This window comes from Nocardia sp. bgisy134 (assembly GCF_057708325.1).
On the sequence record NZ_JBYIRW010000007.1, the window covers coordinates 101,192 to 127,228 of the forward strand.

At 70.9% G+C, this 26,037-nt stretch carries 22 protein-coding genes; 8 read left to right on the forward strand and 14 right to left on the reverse strand.

Features of this window, described 5'->3' with window-relative positions; genetic code table 11:
* Positions 1 to 76: 76 nt before the first annotated feature.
* The gene (locus AC3ERS_RS14665; RefSeq protein ID WP_431967635.1) at positions 77 to 3,811 is read right to left on the reverse strand and encodes an ABC transporter ATP-binding protein; all 3,735 of its coding nucleotides are present in this window, start codon (positions 3,809 to 3,811) and stop codon (positions 77 to 79) included.
* Between the two features lie 159 nt (positions 3,812 to 3,970).
* Here AC3ERS_RS14665 and AC3ERS_RS14670 point away from each other — a divergent pair, with 159 nt between their 5' ends.
* Complete coding sequence (locus AC3ERS_RS14670) at positions 3,971 to 4,312, forward strand: hypothetical protein (RefSeq protein ID WP_431967637.1); 342 nt, start codon at positions 3,971 to 3,973, stop codon at positions 4,310 to 4,312.
* On the opposite strand, the gene AC3ERS_RS14675 is transcribed toward AC3ERS_RS14670, so the two are convergent.
* The 4 genes from AC3ERS_RS14675 to AC3ERS_RS14690 form a co-directional block, all read right to left on the reverse strand.
* Positions 4,247 to 5,026 carry an ABC transporter permease gene (locus AC3ERS_RS14675; protein ID WP_431967639.1) on the reverse strand — a complete coding sequence of 260 codons (780 nt, stop codon included), beginning with the start codon at positions 5,024 to 5,026 and terminating at the stop codon, positions 4,247 to 4,249. The two genes, AC3ERS_RS14670 and AC3ERS_RS14675, sit on opposite strands and share 66 nt — an antisense overlap.
* On the reverse strand, positions 5,023 to 5,973 hold the full coding sequence (locus AC3ERS_RS14680) for an ABC transporter ATP-binding protein (protein WP_431967641.1): 951 nt from the start codon (positions 5,971 to 5,973) through the stop codon (positions 5,023 to 5,025). The genes AC3ERS_RS14675 and AC3ERS_RS14680 overlap by 4 nt, the downstream gene beginning before the upstream one ends.
* On the reverse strand, positions 5,970 to 6,701 hold the full coding sequence (locus AC3ERS_RS14685; protein ID WP_431967643.1) for a hypothetical protein: 732 nt from the start codon (positions 6,699 to 6,701) through the stop codon (positions 5,970 to 5,972). The genes AC3ERS_RS14680 and AC3ERS_RS14685 overlap by 4 nt, the downstream gene beginning before the upstream one ends.
* Before the next feature lie 129 nt (positions 6,702 to 6,830).
* Complete coding sequence (locus tag AC3ERS_RS14690) at positions 6,831 to 7,856, reverse strand: glutathione S-transferase family protein (protein ID WP_431967645.1); 1,026 nt, start codon at positions 7,854 to 7,856, stop codon at positions 6,831 to 6,833.
* Between the two features lie 38 nt (positions 7,857 to 7,894).
* Here AC3ERS_RS14690 and AC3ERS_RS14695 point away from each other — a divergent pair, with 38 nt between their 5' ends.
* Together AC3ERS_RS14695 and AC3ERS_RS14700 are read left to right on the forward strand one after the other, a co-directional pair.
* Complete coding sequence (locus AC3ERS_RS14695; protein ID WP_431967647.1) at positions 7,895 to 8,698, forward strand: enoyl-CoA hydratase/isomerase family protein; 804 nt, start codon at positions 7,895 to 7,897, stop codon at positions 8,696 to 8,698.
* A gap of 98 nt (positions 8,699 to 8,796) precedes the next feature.
* On the forward strand, positions 8,797 to 10,017 hold the full coding sequence (locus tag AC3ERS_RS14700; RefSeq protein ID WP_431967649.1) for a class I adenylate-forming enzyme family protein: 1,221 nt from the start codon (positions 8,797 to 8,799) through the stop codon (positions 10,015 to 10,017).
* A gap of 9 nt (positions 10,018 to 10,026) precedes the next feature.
* Here AC3ERS_RS14700 and AC3ERS_RS14705 read toward each other — a convergent pair whose 3' ends face one another.
* A complete protein-coding gene (locus tag AC3ERS_RS14705; protein WP_431967651.1) occupies positions 10,027 to 10,773 on the reverse strand; it encodes a tyrosine-protein phosphatase in 747 nt (248 codons plus the stop codon).
* Positions 10,774 to 11,202: 429 nt separating this feature from the next.
* On the opposite strand from AC3ERS_RS14705, the gene AC3ERS_RS14710 reads away from it, so the two are divergent.
* Positions 11,203 to 11,664 carry a TetR family transcriptional regulator gene (locus tag AC3ERS_RS14710; RefSeq protein ID WP_431967653.1) on the forward strand — a complete coding sequence of 154 codons (462 nt, stop codon included), beginning with the start codon at positions 11,203 to 11,205 and terminating at the stop codon, positions 11,662 to 11,664.
* Positions 11,665 to 11,712: 48 nt separating this feature from the next.
* Positions 11,713 to 12,891, forward strand: coding sequence for an amino acid deaminase/aldolase (locus AC3ERS_RS14715; protein ID WP_431967655.1), 1,179 nt, complete (start codon positions 11,713 to 11,715; stop codon positions 12,889 to 12,891).
* An 8-nt stretch (positions 12,892 to 12,899) separates the two neighbouring features.
* Here AC3ERS_RS14715 and AC3ERS_RS14720 read toward each other — a convergent pair whose 3' ends face one another.
* A complete protein-coding gene (locus AC3ERS_RS14720; RefSeq protein ID WP_431967657.1) occupies positions 12,900 to 16,232 on the reverse strand; it encodes an AAA domain-containing protein in 3,333 nt (1,110 codons plus the stop codon).
* 116 nt (positions 16,233 to 16,348) lie between these two features.
* The gene (locus AC3ERS_RS14725) at positions 16,349 to 18,157 is read right to left on the reverse strand and encodes a DEAD/DEAH box helicase (protein ID WP_431967659.1); all 1,809 of its coding nucleotides are present in this window, start codon (positions 18,155 to 18,157) and stop codon (positions 16,349 to 16,351) included.
* Between the two features lie 62 nt (positions 18,158 to 18,219).
* On the opposite strand from AC3ERS_RS14725, the gene AC3ERS_RS14730 reads away from it, so the two are divergent.
* Positions 18,220 to 19,074 (forward strand): carbon-nitrogen hydrolase family protein, encoded by an 855-nt coding sequence (locus AC3ERS_RS14730; protein WP_431967661.1) that lies wholly within the window; start codon positions 18,220 to 18,222, stop codon positions 19,072 to 19,074.
* A gap of 11 nt (positions 19,075 to 19,085) precedes the next feature.
* Positions 19,086 to 19,709, forward strand: coding sequence for a phosphoribosyltransferase (locus tag AC3ERS_RS14735; RefSeq protein ID WP_431967663.1), 624 nt, complete (start codon positions 19,086 to 19,088; stop codon positions 19,707 to 19,709).
* Here the strand turns inward: AC3ERS_RS14735 and AC3ERS_RS14740 are convergent, their stop codons facing one another.
* The 5 genes from AC3ERS_RS14740 to AC3ERS_RS14760 form a co-directional block, all read right to left on the reverse strand.
* Complete coding sequence (locus tag AC3ERS_RS14740; protein ID WP_431967665.1) at positions 19,710 to 20,237, reverse strand: gamma carbonic anhydrase family protein; 528 nt, start codon at positions 20,235 to 20,237, stop codon at positions 19,710 to 19,712.
* A gap of 27 nt (positions 20,238 to 20,264) precedes the next feature.
* Positions 20,265 to 21,206 carry an ESX secretion-associated protein EspG gene (locus AC3ERS_RS14745; protein WP_431967667.1) on the reverse strand — a complete coding sequence of 314 codons (942 nt, stop codon included), beginning with the start codon at positions 21,204 to 21,206 and terminating at the stop codon, positions 20,265 to 20,267.
* Positions 21,203 to 22,486 (reverse strand): WXG100 family type VII secretion target, encoded by a 1,284-nt coding sequence (locus AC3ERS_RS14750; protein ID WP_431967669.1) that lies wholly within the window; start codon positions 22,484 to 22,486, stop codon positions 21,203 to 21,205. The genes AC3ERS_RS14745 and AC3ERS_RS14750 overlap by 4 nt, the downstream gene beginning before the upstream one ends.
* Positions 22,479 to 22,859 (reverse strand): hypothetical protein, encoded by a 381-nt coding sequence (locus AC3ERS_RS14755; RefSeq protein WP_431967671.1) that lies wholly within the window; start codon positions 22,857 to 22,859, stop codon positions 22,479 to 22,481. Before AC3ERS_RS14755 ends, AC3ERS_RS14750 begins: the two co-directional genes overlap by 8 nt.
* 157 nt (positions 22,860 to 23,016) lie before the next feature.
* Positions 23,017 to 23,739 (reverse strand): alpha/beta hydrolase, encoded by a 723-nt coding sequence (locus AC3ERS_RS14760; RefSeq protein WP_431967673.1) that lies wholly within the window; start codon positions 23,737 to 23,739, stop codon positions 23,017 to 23,019.
* Positions 23,740 to 23,841: 102 nt separating this feature from the next.
* On the opposite strand from AC3ERS_RS14760, the gene AC3ERS_RS14765 reads away from it, so the two are divergent.
* Positions 23,842 to 24,756: an SMP-30/gluconolactonase/LRE family protein gene (locus tag AC3ERS_RS14765; RefSeq protein WP_431967675.1), complete on the forward strand. Its 915-nt coding sequence runs from the start codon at positions 23,842 to 23,844 to the stop codon at positions 24,754 to 24,756.
* A gap of 268 nt (positions 24,757 to 25,024) precedes the next feature.
* Here the strand turns inward: AC3ERS_RS14765 and AC3ERS_RS14770 are convergent, their stop codons facing one another.
* A complete protein-coding gene (locus AC3ERS_RS14770; RefSeq protein ID WP_431967977.1) occupies positions 25,025 to 26,005 on the reverse strand; it encodes a helix-turn-helix transcriptional regulator in 981 nt (326 codons plus the stop codon).
* Positions 26,006 to 26,037: the final 32 nt, after the last annotated feature.

The window sequence follows — 26,037 nt, forward strand, 5'->3', positions numbered from 1 at the left end:
TGCCCGGCATGGGGATCAGCGGATGCGCGCCGATGGACCCTCTGTCGAGGATATGCCCAGCAGCAAATCGACGAAGCTACCCACCACCGGACAGACCCAAACTCTTCTGTGCAGACTCGTCCGGGTCCGAGAATATTCCTCCGGTCTCGCGGGCCGCCGTCCAGAGTCGGGTATAAGTTCGGCCGGCCGCGAGCAGGTCCGCGTGGGTGCCGAATTCCGTGATCCGGCCGCGCTCGACGACCGCGATCCGATCGGCCCGCGCGGCCGTGCCGAGACGATGCGCGACGACCACCGTGGTGCGTCCTCGGGTCAGCGATCTGCTCGCTACCAGCACGGACGCCTCGGTCTCCGGGTCAAGCGTCGCGGTGGCCTCGTCGAGCAGCAACAAGTCGGGACCGACCAGTTCGGCCCGGGCCAGCGCGATCAACTGCCGCTGTCCCGCCGACAGCCCGCGCCCGCGTTCGCCGACCGGTTGCCGCAGTCCGAGGGGCAGCGCGGCGATCATGTCGGTCGCGCCAACAGCCGCGGCCGCGGCGCGGATCTCCGCCTCTGTTGCGGAAGGTTGTCCGAATGCAATGTTGCTGGCGACGTCGCCGGTGAAGAGGTGAGCTTCTTGGGGGACGATGCCGAGCCGGGAACGGTAGTCGGCGAGGCGGTATTCGCGGATGTCCACGCTGTCGACGACGATCGCCCCTCGCGACCTCTCTTCGGTGAGCCCGGCATCGCTCGGCGCGGCGGCGGAGGCGGCGGCGGATTCCGTGCCCGCGTCGAGAGTCGAACGCGGCAGGTCGTAGAGGCGGGCCAGCAGCTTGACGATCGTCGACTTGCCCGCGCCCGTCGGCCCGACCAGCGCCAGCGTGGACCCGGCCGGAATGCGCAGGTCGATATCGTGCAGCGCCGGGTTCTCGGTCCCCGGATAACGGAAGTGCACGTGATCGAGCGCGACCTCGCCGCGCAGACCGTCGGTGATCGCCACGGCGTCCGGCGGATCCGCCGCGATCGACGACGGGGTGCGCAGCAGCTCGCCGATCCGGCGCAGACCGACCCTGGCCTGCTGGTAGCCGTCGAAGACCTGGGACAGCTGCGTGATCGGCCCGAACATCAGTTCCAGGTAGAGCACGAAAGCGACCAGCGTGCCTGCCGTCGTCGCACCCACCGCGACCTCGCGTGCGCCGACGAACACCACCGCGGCCAGCGCCAGATCGGCCCAGGCGATGACGAAGGCGAAGTACAGAGCGATCGCCCGCTGCGCCCGCATCCTGGCATTGCGATAGCGCTCGGAGTATTCGGCGAACCGCCGCGCGGCGCGGGGTTCGTGCCGGTTGGCCTGCACCGCGCGCAGGCCGGTGACGTTCTCCTGGAAATCGGCGTTCACCGTGGAGACGCGTTCCCGTGACACGGTGTACGCGGTGGAGGAGACGCGCCGGAACAACACCGTCGTCACGACCAGCGGCGGCAGCGCCAGCAGCGCGACCACGGCCAGCGAGACGTCGATGACCAGCAGCGCCACCACGATGCCGAGCAGGGTGAGCGCGCCGATGAGGGTGGTGGCCACGCCCGTCTGCAGGAAGCTGGACAGCGCGTCCACGTCGGTGGTCATCCTGGTCATGATCCGGCCGGACAGTTCCCGCTCGTAGTAGTCGAGGCCGAGCCGCTGGAGATGCGCGTAGCTGCGCACGCGCAGGCCGTAGAGGACGCGCTCGCCGGTGCGCGAGGTGAGCACGATAGTCGTGGCGCCGACCGCGAAACCGGCCGCGACCAGCGCGACGCCGAGCGCCCCCGCGATCCGCAGCGCGTCGGGCTGCCCGGCGCTCACGCCGGTGTCGATGGCGTAGCGCACCAGCGCGGGGAAGGCGACGCCGACGAGCGCGTCCAGTGCGAGCAGGCTCACCACGGTCAGCACCAGGAGGCGGACCGGGCGCAGCAGTCGCGCCAAACGGAAACCGGGATCGGGCTCGCGCAACTCGCGGTCGTCCAGGCCGGGTTCTTCGGTGGCGGGCGGCAACAGCTCGATGGTCCGGCGCAACTCGGGGGTTTCGGCCAAGTCGGCCGCCGCGCCGAAGCCGCCGCCCATCCGGCCCGCGACCCGGGGTGCGCGGGCCGATTCGCCGGGTTCGTCCGTCGCGGGTGGCGGCTGGGCCGGCGCGGGCAGGCGGATCACCCGGTCGGCGTGGGCGAGCGTCGATTCGCGGTGCGCCAGGATGATCGTGGTGCGGCCGCCTCGGTCGGGCAGCGTGTCGAAGATGGCGGCTTCGGTGACCGCGTCCACCGCCGAGGTGGCGTCGTCGAGGACCAGGACGCGCGGGCGGGCGAGCAGCACCCTGGCCAGCGCGATGCGCTGGCGCTGGCCGCCGGAAAGGGTGAGGCCGCGCTCTCCGACGACGGTGTCGTATCCATCCGGCAGTTCGCCGATGAACTCGTCGGCGGCGGCCAGCTTGGCGGCCTGCCTGATCTCGGCGTCGGTGGCGTCCGTCCGGCCGAGCGCGATGTTGGCGGCGATCGTGTCGGAGAACAGGAACGGGTCGTCGAACACCACGCCGACGGCGGCGCGCAGGTCGGCGGCGGCGACGTCGGCGATGTCCACCGGTGACTCGGCGGGTCCGGCTCCGAAGAGCCGGATGCGTCCGGCGTCGGGCGCGTAGAAGCGCGGCAGCAGCAGCGACAGGGTCGTCTTGCCCGAACCCGCCGGGCCGATGATCGCGACCGTCTCGCCAGGGCGCACGGTCAGGTCGAGATCGCGCAGGATCGACAAGCCGGGGTCGAATCCGAAAGTGAGCGAGTCGATCTCGACGCCCAGTGGGCCGTCCGGCAGCGCGGCGGGTGCGGGCGGGTCGGCGATCACCGGCGCGGTGTCGATGACCTGGAAGACGCGTTCGGCGGCGGCCCGGGTGAGTTGCGCCAGGATGACCACCGAGGACATGGCGCGGGTGGCCGAGGTCATGGTGGCCACGTAGGCGGCGAAGGCGAGGAAAGTACCGAGCCCGATCGAGCCCTCGAGCGCGAGCCACCCGCCGAAAGCGATCACCCCGACCAGCCCGGCCTGCGGAATCGCGGCCACCACCGGCGCGAAGCGGGCATCCACCCGCGCGGCGCGCATGCGTTCGGCGTAGAGCTTGCGGCCGTGTCCTTCCAGCACGTCGACCATTCGGGCTTCCTGCCCGAAGCCCTTCACCACCCGCACCCCGGTGACCGTCTCCTCGACGTGCTGGGCCAGGTCGGCGGCCCGCTGCTGGGCCGACCAGGTCGCCGCGAACAGCCGCGGCCGCATCCGGTACACCACCGCGGCGATGCCTGGCACCACCAGCAGGGCGACCACCGCCAGCGGCGGCGAGAGCCACAGCATCACGCCTGCGGCGAGCAGGAACTGCAACAGCGCCATCCCGGAGAGCGGCACCATCGCGAGCAGCCCCTGAACCAACTGGAGGTCCGTGATCGACCGGGAGACCACCTGTCCCGTGCGCAGCGCGTCCTGACCCGCGCCGTCCAGTCGTTGCAGCGAACCGAGCAACCGCACCCGCAGGCCGTGCTGGACGTCGAGCGAGAGCCTGCCCGCGAGCAGCCGCCTGCCGAACGCGGCGCCGAACCGTCCGGCGGCGAGCAGCGCGAGCAGGGCCGCGATCACCCCGATCACCCCGGTGTCGCCGACGCCGGCCGCGTCGACCGCGCGCTTGGTGAGCAGCGGTGCGGTCACCTCCACCAGCGCGCCCGCCAACACCGCGGCCAGGACGCCCGCGATGGTGCCGGGATGCGACCTGCTCTCGTCCCACAGCCGCCGTATCCAACCCCGCCCCGTCGTGCTCCGCTCAGTCAATTGCGCTGTTCACCGTCCGCTCCTTGAACTCCCTCGTCAGCCTGCGCACGGCCGGAGGTACGCCTTCGAAGGTAATGACGCGCGGCGACACACCGCTTGTTCCCGGAGTCTGTCCGCGGCGCTTGGCGCGTCCTTCGCCGCGGTTCTAATCTCGCCGCCATGACAACGCAGGGGGATTTCACACGTCGCTTTCACCAGCTCCGACACGACGTCGACGACGTCTACGAACAGGTCGGCGAACTGCAACGCCAGGTACGCCACGGATTCCGCAAGGTCGACAAGCGATTCTGCAAGATCGAGGCGCGGCTCGACATGGTGGATTCGCGGCTGGACGGTATGGATTCGCGGCTGAACCAGATCGAGCACGGCGTCGCGGAGGTTCTCCGGATGCTGCGGGGCGGGCGCGGGATCACGCCCGCCGGTGACGGCCGCGGATCACATGTCGCGGCTGCGCAGTTGCCACCAGCCCGCGCCGGCGATTCCGATCGTCCACAGCAGTAGCACGACGAAGGCGGCCGGGGCCGGGGCGAGGATGTCGCTGTCCGGGAAGGAGTCGGCCGCCACCGTGGCGACGGTCGCCGACCCGGGCAGCAAGGTGACCACGCCGCCGAGCCCGATGCCGTTGGCCACCAACCAGATCAGCGGCTCGATGACGAGCAGCCAGCCGAGGATCAGCGCGACAGCGCCGGTCGATTGGCGTAGCAGCAGCCCGAGTCCGGCGCCGAGCAGCGACCAGCAGACCGCCGCGAGCAGGCCGGTGCCGAACACCGTCAGCAGTCGCGTGCCGAACTCGAACTTGCCGCGGCCGAAGGCCAGCAGGCAGCCGAACGCGACGAGCTCGACCAGTACCGCGACAGCGAGCGTGTACCCACCGGTGACCAGCAGTTTGGCCGCTGCCAGCCGATCACGGTCGGCGGTGAACTGCGAGGTCACCGGCATCGTCCGATAACGGAACTCGCCGCCCGCGCCCGCCGCGCCGAAGACCGCGGCGGCCAGGATCGTCGCGGTGAGCGCCAGATACAGCCCGATCGTCGCGGCACCGGTGGCCAGCGCGGAATCCGGGTCCGCGGGCCCGGCCATCACCGAGGTCACCGTGGAGGCGACCAGCGCGATCGCGGGCAGCAGCACGCCGAGCGCCAGGCACCAGCGCAGCGTGTAGACCTTGCGCACCTCGGAGTTCACCGGCGGGACGAGGTCCGGGGGCAGAGTGATCATCGCGGAATCCCGTAGGGCGTCGGCTGCGGATGGGGTGCGTGCGTGCCCGGCGCCGGGAACATCGGCGCCGCGGTTCTGCTCGGTTTCGTCAGCGAGGCGAGCACGCGGTCGGGGTGGATCGGATCCGGCGTGACGCTGTCCAGCCGGACCCCGGCGGCCTTGGCCGCGTCGACGATCTCCGCTTCGCTCGCCTCGGCCACCGCGAGCCGCCCGTCGGGGCGGATCACCGCGTCGGTGTAGCCGCGTGCGGCGAGCATCGTGGCGAGCGCCACCGGAGTGGATGCGGCGACGACGAGCCGGTCGGGGTGATGGCGGCGCAGTTTCGCCGGAGTGCCCTGGTAGACGACCGCGCCCTCGCTCAGCACGATCAGCTGATCGGCCATCGCCACCACCGCGGCCAGGCTCGCGCTGGACAGCACCACCGTGCCGCCGCGGCGCGTGTGCCTGCGCAGGAAATCGTGCAGCCAGCCGCGTTCGGCGGCGTCGAGTCCCTCGGTGGGCTCGTCGAGGATCAGCACCCTCGGATCGGTGAGCAGCGCGGTGGCCAGCGCCAGCCGGGTCTGCTGGCCGACGGTGAGCGCACCCGTCTTGACGCGCGCGGCCGCGTCCAGCCCGACCGACTCGAGCACCGGGTCGACCCGCGCGTCCGGCACCCCGGCCGCTGCCGCGTACACCAGCAGGTGATCGCGGGCGGCGCGCGCCGGATGCAGTCCGCGCGGCGTGAGCATCCCGCCCACCGGGGACAGGCCGATCTCCGCGCTCCCCGAAGAAGGTTCGAGCAGCCCGAGCAGAATCCGCAGAATCGTGGTCTTGCCCGCGCCCGCCGGACCGACCAGCGCGGCGGTGCCGCCCACCGGGACGCTGAAGTTCACGTTCTCCACGGCCGGACCCAGCTCGTACCGCTTGCTCAGGCCGCGCACGACCAGAGCGGGCTTGGCTGCGGTCATTTCGGTCCGGCGGGGAAGTGCGGCGGGGTGGCGTCGAGCGCGGGCAGCGGATCGGCGTCGACGACCAGCTGCCGGTTGAGCGGCCAGAAGGCGGGCGCGGGCCCGAATGCCTTCTGCGCGTTGAGGACCGTGGTCTTGCCGAGGGTACGGTTACCGACGCCGCCGATCACCGCGCCGATGCCCATCGGGATCACCTTGCCCGCCATCAGCGCCAAGCGTTTGGTGAGGAACCGCACGAGGAACCGCTTCATCAGCGAGTCGTTCATGCTGGACAGGCCGGGAATTCGGTTGGCGAGCAGCGTGCCCCAGTTCTTGGCCGACTGCCCGACCGAGCGCTCCACGATCTCCATGCCGGTGTCGCCGAGCACCACCGCGAGCACCAGCGCCCTGCGCTGTTCCTTGGCCTCCGGCGCGATGCCGTGCACGGCGGCGATCGCCAGCGTGTACAGCGCCGAGGCCTCCAGGAAGAACGCCGTCTCCGCGGTGATGGTCGCCAGCGAGGCGACCGTGCCCACGCCGGGCATGGCCGCGGTCGCGCCCGCCGCTGTGCCGCTGCCGGTCACCGCGAGCAGGTACTGCCGCTCGATCCGGTCGATGATCTGGGCCGGGGTCTCATCGGGATGGGCGCGCCGGACTCGATCGATGTACTTCTCGACCGCGGGCGCCTGCAGCTTCGATCCGTTCTCGAGCAAGGCGATCACGGTCTTCTCGAACGCGCCGTGCCTCATCGGCAACACCCCTTAAGTCCTCTGCCTTCGCTGGCAGAACTCTATGGCACCGAGCCGTCGTCGGACCAACACGACAACGAACCGGATCATCTCCCGGGTTCCCGGGGCCTGCCGACCGAAACGACCGGGTTACGCCGGTCCGCGCAGCGCGGGCACCCGCTCCGAGAGCGGCGGCGGTGGCGGCGGAGTGCCGTCGCCGAACGGGCGGCCGCCCAGCTCCTCGCGTCCGTGCGCGGTCAGCCAGTTGCTCAGGTCGGGACCTTTGGGCACCACCTTCGTCGGATTGATGTCGGTGTGCACCACGTAGTAGTGGGTCTTGATCTGCTCGAAATCGATGGTGTCGCCGAAGCCTGGGGTCTGGTAGAGGTCGCGGGCGTAGGCCCACAGCACCGGCATCTCGCTCAGCTTCTGCCGGTTGCACTTGAAATGACCGTGGTAGACGGCGTCGAAGCGGACCAGCGTGGTGAACAGCCGCACATCGGCCTCGGTGATCGTGTCGCCGACCAGGAAGCGTTGTCCGGCAAGCCGATCCGAGAGCCAGTCCAGGCGGGCGAAGAGCCGGTCGTAGGCGGCGTCGTAGGCGTCCTGGGCGCCCGCGAAGCCGCAGCGGTAGACGCCGTTGTTCACATCGCGGAAGACGACGTCGTTGATCTCGTCGATCTCGGCGCGCAGCGGCTCCGGGTACAACGCGGGCGCGCCCGGCCGGTGGAATTCGGTCCATTCGGTGGAGAAGTCCAGCGTCATCTTGGCGTAGTCGTTGGTCACCACCTCGCCGGTCGGAATGTCGACCACGGCGGGGACCGTGATGCCGCGCGGATAGTCGGGGAAACGAGCCAGATAGGCGTCGCGCAGCCGCGGGATGCCGAGCACCGGGTCCACGCCGCCGGGATCGAGATCGAAAGTCCAGCTCAGCTTGTCGTGGGTGGGGCCGCACAGGCCGAGCGAGAGCACGTCCTCCAGACCGAGCAGCCTGCGCACGATGAGGGTGCGGTTGGCCCATGGGCACGCGCGGGCCGCGACCAGCCGGTATCGGCCGGGCGCCACCGGGTAGCCGTCGCGCCCGTCGGCCGTGATGCGGGTGGTGATGTAACGGGTGTCCCGCTTGAACTCGCCCGGTTCGACGTAGGAACCGCTTTCCGATGCCGCCTTGGTCACCTCGCCAGTCTGGCAGATTCAGGTCTTAGGCTGACGCAATGACCGAACGTAGTGAAACGAAGGCGACTCGGCTGGAACGCGAAACCACCGACGGCGGCGCCGAGGTAGCCGTCCTGACGCTGGCCAACCCGCCGCTGAACCTTTTCGATCAGGCCATGTTCGACGCGCTGGTCGACGACATCGCCGCACTGACCGCGAACCCGCCGCGCGCGCTGCTGCTGCGCGCCGAGGGCAAGGTGGTCTCTGGTGGCGTCGACGTGCACGTATTCGACGGATTGACCACCGAGGAGGGCGCCGAGCTGTGGCGCTCGCTGTTCGCGCAGATCATCCACCCGCTGGAGGCGCTGCCGTGTCCGGTGCTGTTCGCCGCGCACGGCCTCACCCTGACCGCCGCCTTCGAAATCGCGCTGGCCTGCGACATCATCCTGGCCGCGCCGAAGGCGAAGTTCGGTCTGGTGGAGACCGTTGTCGGACTGACCCCGTCGATGGGCGGCCCGCAGCGCCTGGCCGAGCGCGCCGGATCGGGCCGCGCCCGCGAGTTCGTCATGACGGGTGATCTCTACGACGCGAAGACCATGGCCGACTGGGGCGTGGTGAACGCCGTGCACGAGGACGTCGACAGCGCCGCAAGGGAACTCGCGCACCGGCTGGCGCAGGGGCCGACCAAAGCGCACGCGGCGACCAAGCAGATCGTCGCGGCCTGGCGTTCCGGCGGTGTGGCGCACGCCGATTCGGTGACTCCCGAGGTGTCCGGCGAGCTGTTCGCCACCGACGATCTGCGCGGCGCCGTGCGGAGCTTCCTCGAGGTCGGTCCGGGCAAGGCGACGTACACCGGCCAGTGACGGCGGGGACACGGTAAATCGACTATTCCGGCGAAATTGTGATCGGCGTCATATAGTCGCAGGTGCCTGGCAGCTAGAGGCACCCGCGCGGAGGACACATGTCGCAGCTCTTGGTCGAATACCCCCTCACTCATTCGCCTGCGTGCAGCAACCCGCTGGCCCGCGGCGCCGACGGCGTGCTGCGCTACGGCAACCTCACCCCGGCGCTCACCGAGCTACTCGATCTACAGGTGCACGCCTTCGCGTCGCGCGAGGCGGTCGTCGAGCTCGGTGGGCCCCGGCTCACCTACCGGGAGCTGTGGCACTCGGCCTCCCGTATCGCGGGCGGCCTGCAGGAACACGGTGTCGGGTACGGCGACCGGGTCGCCATCCACATGCCGGCGGGCGTCCGCTGGGTGCAGGCGTTCCTCGGCGCTCTGCTCAGCGGCGCGGTGCCGGTGCTGGTGCCCGACGGGCTGCCCGCGCGGGTGGCCGCGCAGGTGATCACCGACAGCAGTGCGGATTTCGTGCTCGGCGGCGCTCGCGGCGGCGAGGCCGAGCTGCCGGACGGCGCCGCGTTCATCGATGACGGTGCGGCGCTGAACGATCTCGCGCTGCTCTGTTACACCAGCGCCACTCGCAAGGGCGTCGAGCTGACCAACGAGAACCTGCTCTCGGCGGTCCGGTCGGTCGTCGCCGCGCTGGATCTGCCCACCGACGGCGTGCGCAATCTGGTGCTGCCGCCGCTGGCGCACGCCAGCGGGTGCGTCGACCAGTTGCTGCCCACCTTCGCGGTGGGCGGCACCGTGGTGCTCGCACCGGACGGCCGCGGACTCGCGGAAGCCCTTGTGGCCGAACGGGTCGACATGGTGTCGGGCACGCCGCGCATCTTCGCCGGACTGCTCCCCGAGCTGGCCGCGCTGCGCGCCGACGGCGTGCCCACCGAGGGCATCAGCCGGGTCAGCAGTGCGGGCCACCACGCCGAGCGGACACCTGGTGATCTCGCCGCCGCGCTGCGCGAGGCGTTCCCCTCGGCCAGGCACTGGTCGGTGTGGGGCTCCACCGAGACCAGCGGCATCGGCCTCGCGGTGGACGACACCGAAGCGCCCGCCGACGCGGGCCGCGTACTCGGATTCGCTTTCGGCGGTACCGAATTGGCGCTGTGGGGTCCGCGGGCCGCGGCGGGTCACGGTGAATTGCTCTGTCGTGGACCGAATGTCACGCGTCGGTACTGGAACGATCCGGAGACCACCGCGCATCGGTTCACGGGCAGTTGGTTCCACACCGGTGACCAGGTCTCGATCGACGACCACGGCCTGGTCCGGAGCGAAATCGCCTGAGGCGATGGGTTATTCCAGCATCCGGTCGCGCAGACGCGCGCGCAGCCCGGATGTCAGCCCGACGACCTCGAGGTAGCGGTCGAAGTCGCCGTGCAACTGCCGGACCGATTCCAGTGCCATCGCCAGGTACTCCTCGCGCACGCCGAGCAGGTCCTCGGAGAAGCGCGCGCCCGGCGGCAGGGTGGGCTCGATCAGTGCGCGCAGCGGCTCGACGGCCTCGTTGCTGATCATGAAGTCGGCGAGCACATCCTCCTCGACCACGTCCACCGCCCGCAGCAGCGTCGCCACGGCCCAGCCGGTGCGGTCCTTGCCCGCCGCGCAGTGCACCAGCACCGCGCCGTCGCCGTCCACGATGGATTGCGCGATGGCGGTGATCGCCGTGTTCGCCTCCGGCAGCGCCGGGAACTCGCGGTAGACCTCGAGCATGTGCTCGAACGCCGACTCGGTGCGCGTTTCGTGCGGGGGCGCCTCGCCCATCCGCGAGTCGAAGGGCGTGACGCTGCGCCGCACGCCGTCGGGCAGGTTGTCGTGCCCCATGTGGTCGATCTCCCGGATACCGCGCAGATCGAAGACCTCGGCCACGCCCAGTTCGCGCAGACTGTGGTGGCCGCGCTCATCGAGTCCGCTGAGCTGGGCCGAGCGCAGCAGCACGCCGGGGCGCACCTTGGCGCCCTCGGCGGTGCGCAGACCACCGGTGTCGCGGAAGTTGAACGTGCCGGAGAGGAAGAACTGATCGGCGGGAGGCGGGAGAGTCACCGATCCAGGCTATCGGCCGCCCATATCGCGGTGGTGTCGTTCCCGGATCGAACGCCGAACACGGGGTGAACCAGTTACATCGCGAGTTTGTGCGGTTAGTCACAGGATCTGCGAGTGCGGCATGGCGATCCGTAAAGTGGATAAACGTGTGTCTTTCGGCCGCGAGGGGCCGGTAGTCACCCCAGAACGTCGATCGGCGGGACACTGCAGCGTTGCAGAGTGATTCCGTTTGGGTAACAAAACATTCTTCCAGTCTGGAATACCCGCTGAACCCGTTCTCAAACCCCGAAAACCCTCTACCATTGATGAACGTTGGACCGGGCAGCCTGGGGATTTCTGGTCGCTCGCCAAAGTTCAGCGAGTCGCGCCATCGGAGGTGCGCGAGTTCTTTCGCCGAGGGAGTCGTCGTTGAGCGCACGTGGAGAAACAGTGGAGAGTCGGTTGCGGCCGACGATCTGCGAGGCCGTGGAGAAGGCGGCCGCCTCGCTCGATATCACCGGAGTACGGGCACTGCGGGTGCTGCTGCATGCCGGGGTCACCGCGTACTGGCCGCTGGTCAAGGCCGCGCCGACCAAGCACATCCGCGCCTATGAGGCGACTTTGCGCACGCTGCGCGAGCGCTGGGAGCTGCGGTCCGGGTCATCGTCGCCCGACCCCGCCGCCACCGAGATGTTCCGGGAAATGGACACCGAGGTCGCCAACTTCCTTCAGCTCTGTGCCGATCGCTCCGGTGCGCAGTGGCTGGAGCCGGTGGACGACATCGCCGCCTACACGGTCTCGGTCCTGCAGGGGACCGTGCTGCGCTGGCTGGCCGATAGTAACGACGAGACCACGCTGATAGTTCTGGACGACTTGGTGACCGGTCTGGCGACCCGGGCGGCCGAAGTCTGACTCGGACAATACTGGACGTATGACCAGTTTGGTGGTTGAGTTGTCCGGGTGAGCGAGACCTCGCCGATCGCCGGACTGCACGCCGCCACCGCCGACCTCGACCCGCCACTGGCGGCGCTCGATCTGACGGCGTTGCGCGCCAATGCGGCCGACTTGGTGCGTCGCGCGAGCGGCGTACCGATCCGTGTCGCCAGCAAATCCGTGCGCTGCCGCGCCGTCCTGGAAGCCCTGCTCGGCGGCGAGCTGACCGCGGCCGACGGCTTCGCGGGCATCATGTCCTACTCCTTGCGCGAGGCGCTCTGGCTGGCCGGTCTCGGCGCCCGCGACATCCTGCTCGGCTACCCGACCGTCGATCGCGCGGCGCTGGCCGAACTCGCCTCCGACGACATCCTGCTCGGCGCGATCACCCTGATGATCGATGACGTCGCCCAGCTCGACCTGATCCGCGCCGCCGTGGGCACCGACCTGGTCCGGCCCCGTGTCTGCCTCGACGTGGACGCGTCGCTGCGCATCGGTCCGCTGCACCTCGGCGTGCGCCGCTCGCCGATCCGCACCCCCGACCAAGCCGCCGCCCTGGCCCGCGCCGCGCTCGATCGCGGCTTCGACGTGGTCGGCGTGATGACCTACGAGGCGCAGATCGCCGGACTGCCCGACAGCAATGCCGCGGTGCGGCTGGTCAAGCGGGCCTCGGCCGCCGAGATCGCCAAGCGCAGGGCGCGGGTGCTGGACGCGGTGCGCTCGGTGGTGGGCAAGCTGGAGATCGTCAACAGCGGCGGCAGCGGTTCGATCGAGGTCAGCATCGCCGATCCGGATGTCACCGAGGTGACGGCGGGCTCGGGTCTCTACGTGCCGACACTGTTCGATCACTACCGCGCCTTCACCCCGCGGCCCGCGTTGTTCTTCGCCACCCCCGTGCTGCGCAAGCCGACGCCCTCCATCGCGACGGTGTTCGCGGGCGGCTACATCGCCTCCGGCCCGACCGGCGCCTCCCGGGTACCGAAACCCGTGTGGCCCAGCGGCTTACGGCTCATCGGCACGGAGGGCGCCGGCGAGGTGCAGACTCCGCTCTCGGCCGCCGCCGAACTGCGCATCGGCGACCGGGTGTGGTTCCGCCACGCCAAGGCGGGCGAACTGTGCGAGCGATTCGATCAGGTCCATCTCGTCGAATCGGACGGCAGCCGCACCACCGTCCCCAGCTATCGCGGCGAAGGCAAGAACTTCGGCTGAGCGCGTCCTCAGCCGAGGTCGAGGAAACGGGCCAGGTCGGGCAGATCCTCGGGCGCGGCGGGCAGGTATTCGGTGAGCAGGGGCGACCGGATGATCACCGCCCGCCACATCGCCCGCGACACCGCGGCGCGCACCAGGTCGCGCGACAACAGGAACGACATGCCGTGCGGCGCGTCGGCCGGGCTCGACGTGGTCATCGACAGCAGCACCACGGCGGCCTCCCTGCCGCGGAAGCGGTCGACGGTGCCCACCAGCACGTCCTCGATCTTGGCGCGCGCCAGCATGGTTCGGATCCGGCCGACCTGAGCGCCGTACGGCGCGACGACGAAGATGTCGTGCGGATGCAGCCGCCGGGTGGACGCGCCGGTGGTCCAGGACAGGCCGAGCAGGGCGCGGACCTGGCGCACCACCTCGCGCGCCTCGGCGGCGGATTCGGTGGCGTCGCCGTAGTGGTCGACGAGCACGGTGCCGATGCCCGGCTCGACGCCGTCGAGTTGCCTTGCCAGCGTGACGGTTTCGTTCGAGCGCAGCCTGCCGTCGTAGAACAGCCGGGAGATCGGATCGCACACGCGAGGATGCATCCGCCAGGTGCGGTCCAGGAAGTATCCGCGCTCGGATCCGACGGTGTTGCGGCCTGCGAGCAGCCAGCCCAGCGTCGATTCGCCCACGGGTCCAGGATGGGTGCTGCGCGCGGCAGTGGGCTGTGGGTCGCCGAGCAGCAACAGATTTCGCGCGCTGCCCGCCACGGTCGCCGTCTCGGCCAGCGGGAACCGGCCCGCGTCGGCGATCACCAGCAGGTCCAGGCTGTCGGCGGGGACCATCGAATCGTCGGCGAAATCGGCGGGCAGCCCGCCGATCACACACCCGTTCACGGCGTTGTCCAGGAACCGCGGATAGCGAGCACCGTCGATCACCGCCCACTCCGGAGCCACCGCCGCGGCGTCCTTCTTCGCGACCAGCTCCGGCAGCACGCCGACCGCGACGATCGCGTCGAGCAGGCTCTCGACTGTCGAATGTGCCTGCGCCACAACCCCGATACGCCACCTGTCCTTGATGATCAGCCGCTCCAGGACCCGCGCGACGGTGGAGTTCTTCCCGGTCCCCGACGGGCTCTGCACCACCAGGTACGACTCGTCCAGGGCACGGGTGGCGGCGGTGATGGCGGCGGCGTGGTCGCCGTGCACCTCCGGCAGCGGTGCGTCACCGCGCAGCCGCGGCGCGCGCCGGGCCATGATGTCGAACAAGGCGCAGGCGGGAATCTCCGGCAGCGTCACCAGCAGTCGCTGCGCGGCCGATTCCATGGCGGCCTCGGCGTTCTCGTCCCAGTCGGGCAGTCCGGGCGCGATGGCGGCGGGTAGGTCGTCGTAGGGTTCGCAGCCCTCCGGCAGGAGCTCCTCCAGGCGGACGGTGTCGTCGAAGTCGGCGTCCACCGCGCAGCCGAGCACCGTCGCGGTCGCGGTGGCGCGCCGGCCGCCGACGGCCCTGCCCGCCGCGACCGGGTGGTCGTAGTAGGTGCAGACGGTGGCGCCCGGCGTCAACGCGGCAGCGCCGCCGCCGTCGGAGCCGGTGCCGATCCGGCCGGTCAACGTCAGATACCTGCGCATGGACGGGCGATTCGGGCTGTGATGCCACTTCGTGTCCACGGTGCCCCAGTCGGCGATCAGCACGCCGGACGCGTCGGGCCATTCGTGCACGGGAAGGCTGAGGCGGTCCGCGTGCGCGTACCACAGCGGCTGCCGCTCGCGCCGGTGATAGCCGAGCGCCGCGGCCATGAGCGCCGCAGGGTGGTCCGGATCGCGCTGTGCCGCCGCGTATTCCGCGAGCGCGGCCTCCACCGAGGACGGACCGGAGACGGGCGCGAGCTGGGGCCGATCCCCTTCGGGCCCGAGGCGCCACGAGTCGTCGCGCGGCAACGCGATCGCCCGGGGATCGGCGGGCTGCTCGGCCGCGAGCTCCAGCAGCCAGTCGCGCAATCGCAGCACGGTGACGCACGCGGGTTCCGGCTCGCCGGGCATCTCCGGCAGCAGGCGCCGCAGCCGATCCAGGCGGTAGGAATCCTCGCCGACCAGCAGCGCGTTGCGCACGATCGGGTACAGGTCGACGAGCACGCCGTCGCGCAACAACTCGTCGGCGATCTCCTCACCGACGCCCGACGCCCCGGTCCAGCGCAGCAGCGCCGAGCGCACCTCGGAGGTGTAGTGGTAGACGCGCATGTCCGGAAACGTCCGCCGCCGGTGCGCGAGCAGATCGAGCACCTTGGTCAGTGTGTCCCGCCACGCTACGTCCTCGTCCTCGTCGTCCGGCGTGCGCAAGGACAGGTGCACGGCGCCCGCCGCGGCAACCTCGATCGCCGCGAGTCGTCCGCGGTCGGTATCGAGGGTCAGCGCGAGATCGCCCGGCGAGACGGGCGGCAGGCCACGCAGCGCGGGCGCGTCGATCAGCGTGTGGGCCGGGCGACCGGAATCCTCGCGCCGCCGTTGGATTTCGGCCTGCCTGCGCAGCGTGGTCACGGCGCGTGGCGGCAGTCCGGGCACCGCGCTGTCGAGTCCGCCGAGCCGGTCGATGGTGCTCACCCCGGCCTCGCGCAGCCTGGCACGCGTGGAGGAGGACATGCCCGCCACCAGGAGCAGATCGCGGGCGGCCGTCAGCTCGGCGGTGCAGGTCGGGCAGCGGCCGCAGGCCAGGTAGCGCGGATCGCCCCACTGCACAGGGAGCAGTTCCCCCAGCTTCTCCTCCAGGATCCGCTCGACGCGCCGCCGCCGGGCTCGATACACCGGAACCAGATCGGCGAGCGGATAGTCGGCGCTCTCCGCACCGAGGTGCAGCCGGACCAGGGGCGCGGCCAGCGCGCCGCCCCTGTCCAAAGCCTCGGCGCAGGCGGCCGATTCGAGCGCCGCGCCCACCCGATCCCACGGCGTCGCCGCGGCGCCGTGCACGGTGTAGCGCACCCGGTGCCCCGCCCGGACCAGATAGTCGCAGCGGCAGGCGAATCCGCCGTCGAAGAAGATGGCATTGTGCAGCACCGGCACGCCCTCGCGCAGCGCGGCCTTCGTCTGCTCGTGCGCGTCCCGCAGCGCGGCTACGCATCCTTCCGGGTCGTCCGGATTCTGTGGCGGCTGGCGGATTTCGACCATGCCGCCGCCGTAGCGGTCGCGGAAATCGGCGAGCCTGCGCTCGCGGGAGTCGTCGACGCGGCGCGGCTCGGCCGCGAACCGCGCGAGGCCGGGCTCGTCGTCCGGGAGCGACCCCAGTTCGGTGTCGAGGGCGCGGAGCAACGCGAATTCACAGCGCGCCGCGCGCACGAGATCAGCGGCGGTGCATACGACACGATCACCGAACACGAACAAACGCGCCCCTCCTGTGTCTTCGCCGGGACACCCGCACCAGGCGCGCTGGCGTGCGCGCCGGTCGGCAACACCTTAGCTAGCCCGCGTGACCTCGGGTTACCCCGCCCGGCTCAGGAGCGTGGCTTACGGCGCTCCGGGCGCTTGGCCGCATCGCGATCGCGGCGCGGACCCCGGCTGAAGGAGCGGTGCGAGGGCGGGCCCTGGTCCAGTTGCAGTTGGATGAGCTGGCCGCTGATCCTGGTGCGCCGCAGGGCTTCCAGCGTCTCGGGGGGCAGCTGCGCGGGTAGCTCGACCAGACTGTGGTCCGGCCGAATGCTGATATGCCCGAAGTCGCTGCGTCGCAAACCACCCTCGTTGGCGATGGCGCCCACGATCGCGCCGGGCGCCACGCGGTGCCGCTTGCCGACGCTGATCCGGTAGGTGGCCAGCTCCGTGCCGGTGCCACGGTGGTGCGAGGCCGCGGGGCGGTCCTCGTCGAACCGGCGGGCGGGCCGTTCCCGCGGCATCCGCTCGCGGCGTTCCGGCTCGGGTTCGGGCTCCATGAAGAAGTTGTCGCCGTCGTGGGAGCCGACCACGAGCGCCGCGGCGATGTCGACGAGCGGGATGTCGTGCTCGCGCTCGTAGTCCTCGATCAGCTTGCGGAACAGCGGCAGATTCGCCGAGGACAGGTTCTCGGTGATGGCGTCGCCGAACTTGGCGACGCGCTGCGCGTTCACGTCCTCGACGCTGGGCAGCTGCATCTCCTCGAGCGGGTGGCGGGTGGCGCGCTCGATCGCCTTGAGCAGATGCCGCTCCCTCGGCGCAACGAACAGCAGCGCCTGCCCGCTGCGCCCGGCCCGGCCGGTCCGGCCGATGCGGTGCACGTAGGACTCGGTGTCGTGCGGGATGTCGTAGTTGACCACGTGCGAGATGCGGTCCACGTCCAGGCCGCGCGCGGCGACGTCGGTGGCGACCAGGATGTCCAGCGTGCCGGACTTGAGTTGACCGATGGTGCGCTCGCGCTGGTTCTGGGCGATGTCGCCGTTGATCGCCGCGGCGGAGAAGCCGCGGGCGCGCAGCTTCTCGGCGAGCTCTTCGGTGCCCTGCTTGGTGCGCACGAAGATGATCATCGCCTCGAAGGACTCGACCTCGAGGACCCTGGTCAGCGCGTCCAGCTTGCGCTGGTGCGAGACCTGCACCCAGCGCTGGGTGATGTTGGTGTTGGTCTGGGTCTTGGCCTTGACCGTGATCTCGACCGGGTCGTGCAGGTACTGCTTGGAGATCTTGCGGATCGCCGAGGGCATGGTGGCCGAGAACAGCGCGACCTGCTTGTCGGACGGCGTCTCGGCGAGAATCCGCTCGACGTCCTCCTGGAAGCCCATCTTGAGCATCTCGTCGGCCTCGTCCAGCACCAGGTACTGCAGCTGGGACAGGTCGAGCGTGCCCTTCTCCAGGTGGTCGATGACCCGGCCGGGCGTGCCCACCACGACGTGCGCGCCGCGGCGCAGGCCGGACAGCTGGACGCCGTAGCTCTGCCCGCCGTAGATCGGCAGCACGTGCAGGCCGGGCATGTGCGCGGCGTAGCGGCCGAACGCCTCGGCGACCTGAATGGCCAGCTCGCGGGTCGGCGCGAGCACCAGCGCGCGCGGCTCCTTGCCGACGGCCTGCAGGCCCATCAGGATCGGGATCGCGAATGCGGCGGTTTTGCCGGTGCCGGTCTGCGCCAGACCGACCACGTCGGCGCCTTCGAGCAGCGGCGGAATGGTCGCCGACTGGATCGGCGAGGGAGATTCGTAACCGACATCGGCGATGGCCCGCAGGATGCGGTCATCGATACCCAAGTCGGCGAAGGACGGGCCGGCAGCCGGGGAAGCCGATTCGCTCCCAGCCGGGTCCCTGTCGTTGTCGCCAGGAACGCTGTCGACCTCATTGATGTTCATTGACCAGGAGTTTACTGCCTGGCGGTGGCCCTCCCGGTCACCGGGCCAATACGGTGAGACCTATGCAACTGAATGACGCGCCCGAACATCAGGACCAGCCCGTCTCTCCGGTGGAGGTCGCGGTCGTTCAGTTCGCGCCGGGAAAGGATCCGGCGGGCAATCTCGCGGCGCTGCGCGAGCACGTCGGGACCGCCGCGGGCCGTGGCGCCCGGGTGGTGGTCGCGCCCGAATACTCGATGTTTGCCGTGACCCGGCTCGACGAGCGCGTCGTGGCCGTGGCCGAGCCGCTGACCGGCCCGTTCGCCACCGGACTCGGTGCGATCGCCAGGGAGTTCGGGGTGTACCTCGTGGCGGGCATGGTCGAGCAGGTGGCTCCAGGAGCGGACCGGATTCGCAATACCCTGCTGGTGTTCGGGCCCGACGGCGAACTCCTCACGCGGTACCGGAAGGTGCACCTCTACGATGCGTTCGGCCACCTGGAATCCGACGTGGTCGAGCCCGGCGTGATCGAGGCGCCGCCGATCTTCGCCGTCGACGGGGTGCGCTTCGGCGTGCAGACCTGTTTCGATCTGCGCTTCCCCGAGGGTTTCCGGCGCATCGCCGCCGCGGGCGCGCAGGTGCTGGTGCTGCCCGCGCAGTGGATTCCCGGCCCAGCCAAGGTCGACCAGTGGACCACGCTGTTGCGGGCGAGGGCGATCGAGAACACCACGTACGTGCTGGCCGCCGACCAGTGCGCGCCGCGCGGCGCGGGCGCGTCGATGATCGTCGACCCCACCGGCAGCGTGCTCGCCGAACTCGGCGACGAACCCGGCGTGCTCACCGCCAGCGTCGACCTCGCGCACCTGGCCACCGTGCGCACCACCAACCCGAGCCTGGCCTTGCGCCGATTCGCGATCACCGAGCGCGCACCGGAGTAGCGTTCGAATCGATGGTCTACGCCGATCGGATCGCCGCCGGCCGGGCGCTTGGCGCCGAGCTGGAGCATCTGCGCGCGTCGAAGCCGCTGGTGCTCGGGCTGCCCCGCGGCGGGGTCCCGGTCGCCGCGACGGTGCGCGAGATCATCGGGGGTGACCTGGACATTCTGCTGGTGCGCAAGCTCGGCGTTCCGTGGCAACCGGAGCTGGCGATGGGCGCCATCGGCGAGGACGGGGTGCGGGTGCTGAACACGGACGTGCTCGTCCACACCGGCGTCACCCAGCGCAGGCTCGCGGCGATCGAAGAGGCCGAGCGCGCGGAGCTGGAGCGGCGCAGGAAGGTGCTCCGCGGCGGCGCGGAACCCGTGCCGATCGCCGGGCGCACGGTGGTGATCGTCGACGACGGGATGGCCACGGGGGCCACCATGATGGTCGCCTGCCGGGTCGCGCGCCTGCACCAGCCGACGCGCATCGTGGTCGGTGTGCCGGTGTCGTCCGGCGAGGCGATCCGCCGGGTGGAGACCGAAGCCGACGAGGTGGTGTGTCCGCTGGTGCCGCGCAGCCTCGGCGGCGTCGGCGTCGCCTACCGCGACTTCCACCAACTCGCCGACCACGAGGTCACCGACCTGCTGATCTGATCAGCCGACTTCGGTGATGCCCTTGCGGTGCCGCTGCGCGAGTTCCGCGTAGACGCCGGGATTGAGCTGCACCCACAGCTGCGCCTGCGTGCCCTCGATCGGGCGCTTCACTTCGGCGGGGGAACCCGCGGCGAGCACGCCGTCGGGGATCTGGGTGCCGGGCAGCACCAGCGAATGCGCGGCGACCATGCTGCCCGCGCCGATCTTGACGAGGTCGAGCACGGTGGTTCCGTTGCCGACGATCGCCTCCGCGCCGACGGACGCGCCGTGGAACACCACGCTGTGCGCGATGGTCGCGCCGGGACCGATCTCCATCGGCACGTCCGGCGGCACGTGCAGCACGGCGTTGTCCTGGATGTTCGCGCGTTCCCGGATGGTGATCGGCGCGAGATCGGCGCGCAGCACCGCGCCGTACCAGATCGAGGCGCCCGCCTCGACCCGCACGTCACCGATCAAGGTCGCGTTCGGCGCGACGAACGCCGTCGGATCGATCTGCGGTCGCTTGCCTTCGAATTCGTAGAGTGGCACGGCTACAGGTCTACCAGCGCCGGATCGCTACCAGCGTTCGGACCGCGCGGTGGTCTTCTCGGCGGCGGTGAGCATCGGGCGCAGATGCGCGGCAAAGGTTTCCGCGGTCACCGGCGCGACGTGCACGTCCGCGCCGGTGCGGACGGCGTAGCGGCCGTCCTCGGCGACGTCGATCCAGCACAGCACCCCGAACGGCGTCAGCCCCTCGGCCCGGCGCACCGACACCACGATCTGGCCGATGCCGTCGCGCGGACGGGCGAGCAGGCGGCGGATCCGCGCGGGCGCGGACGGACCCGACACCGGAACGGTCACCAGATCGCGGCTGTCCTCCCTGACCCGCGACAGCGGCGAGCTGAGCCGGGCCGTGTTGCCGGGCGGATTCTCGGGAAGCATCGAGATCACCCGAGCGGGCAGGCTTTTCGGGCTACCGACGAACAACCTGATGTCGCCGCCGCGGTCCGGTGCCGGGCCGGGCCGTTGCGCGGCGACGACCGCGATGTTGCCCGAGGCGATGCCGAGGACGCGCACGGGCTTCGCGGCGCCGTTGGCAGGGGCTTCTGAGACGATGTCGAACCTGGCGCGGGACGCGACGCCATCGCGTCCCGCGCCGGAGACGCCGTTCCCCGCCGTCACGGAGTGGGTCGCGGCCGTCGACGGCCCCGCGGACGCGCCGATGGCGAATTCCGCGGCGTCCGTGAGTTGTTCGTCGTCGAGCACGGCGGCGCGGTTGGTCGGGCGGTGCTCGCCGAACACCTCCACTCGCACGGTCGGCCGGGCGAGCAGCCGCAGCGCCGCCTCCAGGTCGGCGTCCAGCGTCCGCTCGCACCACTGGTGCAGGGCGGGCAGCTGCGCCGCCCGCTCCATCGAGTCGCGCGCCGAGAGCCGGACGGCCAGCGGATACGGAATGCGGTCACCGTCGGTGCGCTCCCAGGCCATGGCGAACTGGTCCGGAGTCAGCGTCCAGTTCACTCCAGCTCGGTCCATTCGCCGACGACCGGTGGCGTGGTCGGATCGAGTTCGCCGATCAGTTCGCCCGTCTCGTCCGCGGGTTCGAGGAAGGTCAGGTCGTCATCGATCCAGTGCAGCTCGTCGTCCTCGTCCTCGGCGCGGGCGGCCGCGGCCTTGGACGCGACGCTGGAACCGTGCCGAGTGGTGTCGGCCGCGGCGATCGCGCCGCCCATCAGCCCGCCGACGGCGCCCGCGCCCATGCCGGTGACGGCTTCGCTGTTGGCGTCTTTGCGCCGTTCCTCGCGTTTGCGTTGGTCGTCGGTGGAGCTCGCGCTGCTGCCGGGGAAGGTCGCGCCGGGCAGCGCGGTGGAGGCCGCTCCCACCGGTGCGGAAACACCAGGGCGCGGTGTGCGATCCGGAGCGGACGGCGCGGTGGCGGCGGGGGAGTCGGCCGCGACGGGAACCGTCTTCGCAGCCGCAGGCACGGTGTCGGCGGCAGGTGGCGTCGCGAGCGGTCCGGCGGCGGAGGTCACCGTCGCCGGGGTCGTGTCGGTGGCCGGTGGTCCGTCCGGTTGGGGTTTCGTCTCCTGCGCCGTTTCGACCGTGGTCGCGGGTAGCGCGGTCAGGGCCGAAACAGGTTGGGCGCCAGGGCTTTGCGCGGCGTCTGCCGGGAGGGCGGGCGCGGTCACCAGTCCGGCGGCGCTCGGGGTGATGCCCGCCGGGATGACCGGCGTGTCGTCCGGGAAAGCCGGGACGCCGGAACCGCTCTGTAGGAAAGCGTTGGTGTAGATGCTGTCCATGGCCTGCACGACGTCCTGCCGATCGTGCTCGGTGGCCTTCTGCGCGACGATGTTTCCGGTCGCTTGGTTCGGATCGAGCAGCGCGGCCGCCAGATCCGGCTCGGCGCCGGACGGCGAACCGACCGCGGACCGCAGTGTCTCGGCGGCGTCACCGGCCTGTCCGAGCCGCTGCGCCACCGTCGCCATCACATCGGCGATCTGCTGCCCACGCTGTTCGAAATCGCGCACCGCGTCGGCGGCGGTCTGCGCGGCGCCGCCGCGCCAGCCGTCGGCGATGGTCGAGCGAATCTCGTTGTGCGCCTGCGCGACCGAGTCGGTGAGTCCGGTCGCCGAACTCTGCCAGGCCTGCCTGCCCGCGTCGATCGCCGCCGGGTCGAGGAGCTGCACCTTGCCGTGGATCTCCTGGTGGGTGAGGTTGTCGAAGACCTCGACGCTCGGCGCGTAGGCCGGATCGACGCGGGTGTGCGGTGCGCGTTCGGTCTGATACGGAATCTCACGCATGCGCCGCTCCCGTCGCGTCCACCCGGCCGACCGCGGCCGCGAGTTCGGTGTCGGCCTCGGTGTATGCCGTCGCCGCGGCGCGGAAGGTCTGGGCGAGCGCCCGCGCCGAGTCGGCGTAGTCGCGCAGCCGCGCGATCGCGCCCTCGGCCTTGTTCTCGAAACCGAGCCGCAGCGCGTCACCCGAGGCGAAGCCGCCGAAACCGGGGAGCGAGACGGCCGCGCTCAGCACCTGGATCTGCCCCTCGACCTCGTCGGCGAGCTGTTCGTAGCGCCGGGCGCAGCGCTCGTGCGCACCCTCGGCGACCAGCACGCCGTCGATCCAGAGCCTGCCCTCGTCGACCGCTTGGTTCAGTGCCGTGACCTGTGGTTGCACTGTGCTGTCTTGTGCTTGCGCTGTGCCGTCTTGTGCTTGCGCTGTGCCGTCTGGTGCTTGCGCCGCGCCGTCCTCTGGCTGCGCCGCGCCGTCTTGTGGTTGCACCCCGCCGTCCCCCTGTCTCCTCATCGTGCCGCGTTCCGCAGCCGTATTCGGTTCACGCGTGTCGTGCCAACCCCACGACGACGCCCTGCATCCAGTCCGCGATGTCTGCGCCGACCCGCGCGTGCACCGGCTCGTGCAGCAGATCGTGCCCGGAGTCGGCGTACTCGCGTAAATCTACCCATTCGTGGCGTTCAGTCCAGACCCGCATCGCGTCGACCGGGGCGCGACGGTCCTCCACGCCGTGCACGGCGAGCACGGGAAGGTCGGCAGGGAGCGGGGTGCCTGGAGCGCCGGGCAGGCCGCTGCCGAGGGCGCGGCGCGGCACGGCCGAGAGCACCAGACCGGTCAGTGTTCCGGGGACGAGGCTCGGGACGATCGGGACGTTCGCTTCCACGGCGTTCAGGTCCGTGGCCGTGCTCGCGTCCGGGATCGCGGCGCCCAGCATGCCGAGCGCGGTGACCGCGCCGAGCGAGTGCCCCATCAGCAGCAGCGGCGATGCCGGCAGTTCGGTGCGCGCCAGATCCACCAGCCTGGTCGCGTCCGCGACCAGCTCGCCGAGGGTGCCCGGGTGTTCGGGATCGCCCTCGCTGAGGCCGTGCCCCGCGGTATCCAGCCCCCACAGCTCGATATCGACCGAGCGCAGGATGCGGGCGAACCGGTGGTAGTGGCCGGTGTGCTGTCCGATACCGGGCAGTAGCACCGCCACGGCCGCGTGTTGGTCGACCGGCCAGCGCCGATAGTGCAGTCTGCCGCGTGTGCCGTCGAAGAAGAGCATGCACTGATAGTGCCAAAACTTCTGCCCCTCAGGGGACTTCACCACTCCGGCGAAATGACGGTTAAAATGCGCGCGTTCGGGGTACCGATCAGGAGGTTCCAGGTGTCCATCGTCGAGCTGCCCGCGGCCGTGCGCCGCAGCGTACCCGTGCTCGCCCTCGCCCTCGCCTGCGCTGGATTCGCCGCGCCGAGCGCGACCGCCGAACCGGGCCCCGGCTGTGCGTCCGCGACGGCGACGACCGCGGTGCCCGCCGTCGTTCCGGTGCTGGACTGGTCGGAGAACCTCGGCTACGACCGGCAGGGCAACCTGTGGGTGTCCCGGCTGTATCGCAACGAGGTGCAGCGCTACGACGGCGCCGGACAACTGACCGCGAGGGTGCCGGTGGAATTCCCCGGTGCGGTCCGGCTCGGACCGGACGGGCTCATGTACGCGGTCTACGGCGACGCGCCCACCAGCGTGGTGCGCCCCGGCGGCGTGGTCCGGTTCGACCCGGCCGCCGCCGACCCGCGCCCCGAGATCTTCGCCTCCGGGTTCACCATGCCCAACGGCGCGGCCTTCGACGCCGACGGCGCCCTCTACGTCGCGTCGGCGACCGGGGTGATCCGCATCGGCCGCGACGGCGTCGTCGATACGGGCTGGACCGAGCGCGCGAAGCTGAACGCCAACGGCATCGCGATTCACGACGGCACGGTCTACCTGACCTCCAACGGCGGCCCGTTGGGACGAGTGCTGCGCTTCCCGGTCACCGAGCCGGAACGCCGCACCGTCCTCACCGACCTGTCGTCCGCGCTGCCCGGCATCCCGGACTTCGCCGACGACCTGCTCGTGGACGAGGCGGGCGTGGTCTACGTGACGACGCTGTCCGGCCAGCTCGTCCGAATCGACCCGAACGGCCAGTCCTGTCGCGTCCTGGCGAGCGAGCCGATGACATCCGCCGTCGCCGTGCCCGACCGGCCCGGCGAATTGCTCGCGGGCACCGAACGCGGCGCGATCCTCCGCATCCAGCTCGCCCCCTGACCGTCGGCCGCGGGGCCGGGTGCGCTTCCGTCGATATCGACGCCGCCTCGAACTCGCCGCGCGGGCTGTGGTCGCAAGCGCGCCGATCTATGGCTGCGGTGCGGGCGAGGAAGCCAACAGGCTCGGATTAGAAGCGGCGCATTTGCGTGGCCGCGGCTTTCCACGGACCGCCCACACGGTTCACATAGGTGTCAGCTGTGTGAGGCGTACGGACTGTGTGTGGTGTGGCAGCTAGGGGTGAGCCGATAGGGGGAGCGTCGAGCGGGAGCTAGAGCCGCGGGCCTTCGGCCGGGGTGAGGGCGGAGGTGATCCGAGCGGCGATGGCGTGTAGTTCCTCTGTCAGTTCCGGGGATTCGTGGACGCGGAAGGCGACGCCGAGGTCGAGCAGGCGGTGGGCCAGCCAAGCCGGGGAGTCGTCGCGGGTGGCGGTGAGGCGGCAGGTGTGGTCGTCCAGTGCGGTCAAGTCGCCGGTGTCCTCGCCGAGGCGGCCCGCGACGCGGGTGATCGGGGCGGAGATCGTCACGAAGACGCGGTAAGCCGGTGCGCCCCAATCAGTTCGGCGGCCCGCGACGTAGTCGGCGGGGGAGGCGGCGGGTAGTGGGCGCGGGGTGAATCGGGCGCCGGTGGGCTGCGGACGTTGGATCCGATCGACGCGGAAGACCCGCCAGTCCGCGCGATCGAGGTCGTGCCCGAGCAGATACCAGCGGCGGCGGACCGGGACCAGGCCGACCGGTTCCACATGACGGCGAGTCTGCGCGCCGGATTCGCCGCGGTAGCCGAAACGCGCTCGCTCCCTGTTGGTTACGGCCGCGGCCAGCGTGCTCAGCACTTCCGGGTCGACGGTCGGTCCGTCGTGCGCGGGCGCGGCGGTCGCCGAACCGAGCACCCGCACGCGACGGCGCAGCTTGGCGGGCAGGATCTGCTCGAGCTTGGCGAGCGCGCGCACCGACGCCTCCTCGATGCCCGCGACCGCGGACCCGGCCGCGGCCCGCAGACCGACCGCGATGGCCACCGCCTCCTCGTCGTCGACGAGCAGCGGCGGCATGGCCGCGCCTGCCACCAGCCGATAGCCGCCTGTGGCGCCCATGGTGGCCTCGACCGGGTAGCCGAGTTCGCGCAGCCGGTCGATGTCGCGGCGCACCGTGCGGTCGGTGACGCCGAGGCGTTCGGCCAGTTCACTGCCCGAGAATTCGCGCGGGGTCTGCAACAGCGAGAGCAGGCGGAGCAGGCGGGCGGGGGTGTCGTTCACGAATTCCAGAATCCCAGAAAAGTAGGACATAG

Coding starts and splice junctions, on each gene's coding strand:
- AC3ERS_RS14670 (WP_431967637.1), top strand. CDS start 3,971: ATGACAACGCAGGGGGATTTCACACGTCGCTTTCACCAGCTCCGACAC.
- AC3ERS_RS14675 (WP_431967639.1), bottom strand. CDS start 5,026: ATGATCACTCTGCCCCCGGACCTCGTCCCGCCGGTGAACTCCGAGGTG.
- AC3ERS_RS14680 (WP_431967641.1), bottom strand. CDS start 5,973: ATGACCGCAGCCAAGCCCGCTCTGGTCGTGCGCGGCCTGAGCAAGCGG.
- AC3ERS_RS14685 (WP_431967643.1), bottom strand. CDS start 6,701: ATGAGGCACGGCGCGTTCGAGAAGACCGTGATCGCCTTGCTCGAGAAC.
- AC3ERS_RS14695 (WP_431967647.1), top strand. CDS start 7,895: ATGACCGAACGTAGTGAAACGAAGGCGACTCGGCTGGAACGCGAAACC.
- AC3ERS_RS14700 (WP_431967649.1), top strand. CDS start 8,797: ATGTCGCAGCTCTTGGTCGAATACCCCCTCACTCATTCGCCTGCGTGC.
- AC3ERS_RS14725 (WP_431967659.1), bottom strand. CDS start 18,157: ATGAACATCAATGAGGTCGACAGCGTTCCTGGCGACAACGACAGGGAC.
- AC3ERS_RS14730 (WP_431967661.1), top strand. CDS start 18,220: ATGCAACTGAATGACGCGCCCGAACATCAGGACCAGCCCGTCTCTCCG.
- AC3ERS_RS14735 (WP_431967663.1), top strand. CDS start 19,086: ATGGTCTACGCCGATCGGATCGCCGCCGGCCGGGCGCTTGGCGCCGAG.
- AC3ERS_RS14750 (WP_431967669.1), bottom strand. CDS start 22,486: ATGCGTGAGATTCCGTATCAGACCGAACGCGCACCGCACACCCGCGTC.
- AC3ERS_RS14760 (WP_431967673.1), bottom strand. CDS start 23,739: ATGCTCTTCTTCGACGGCACACGCGGCAGACTGCACTATCGGCGCTGG.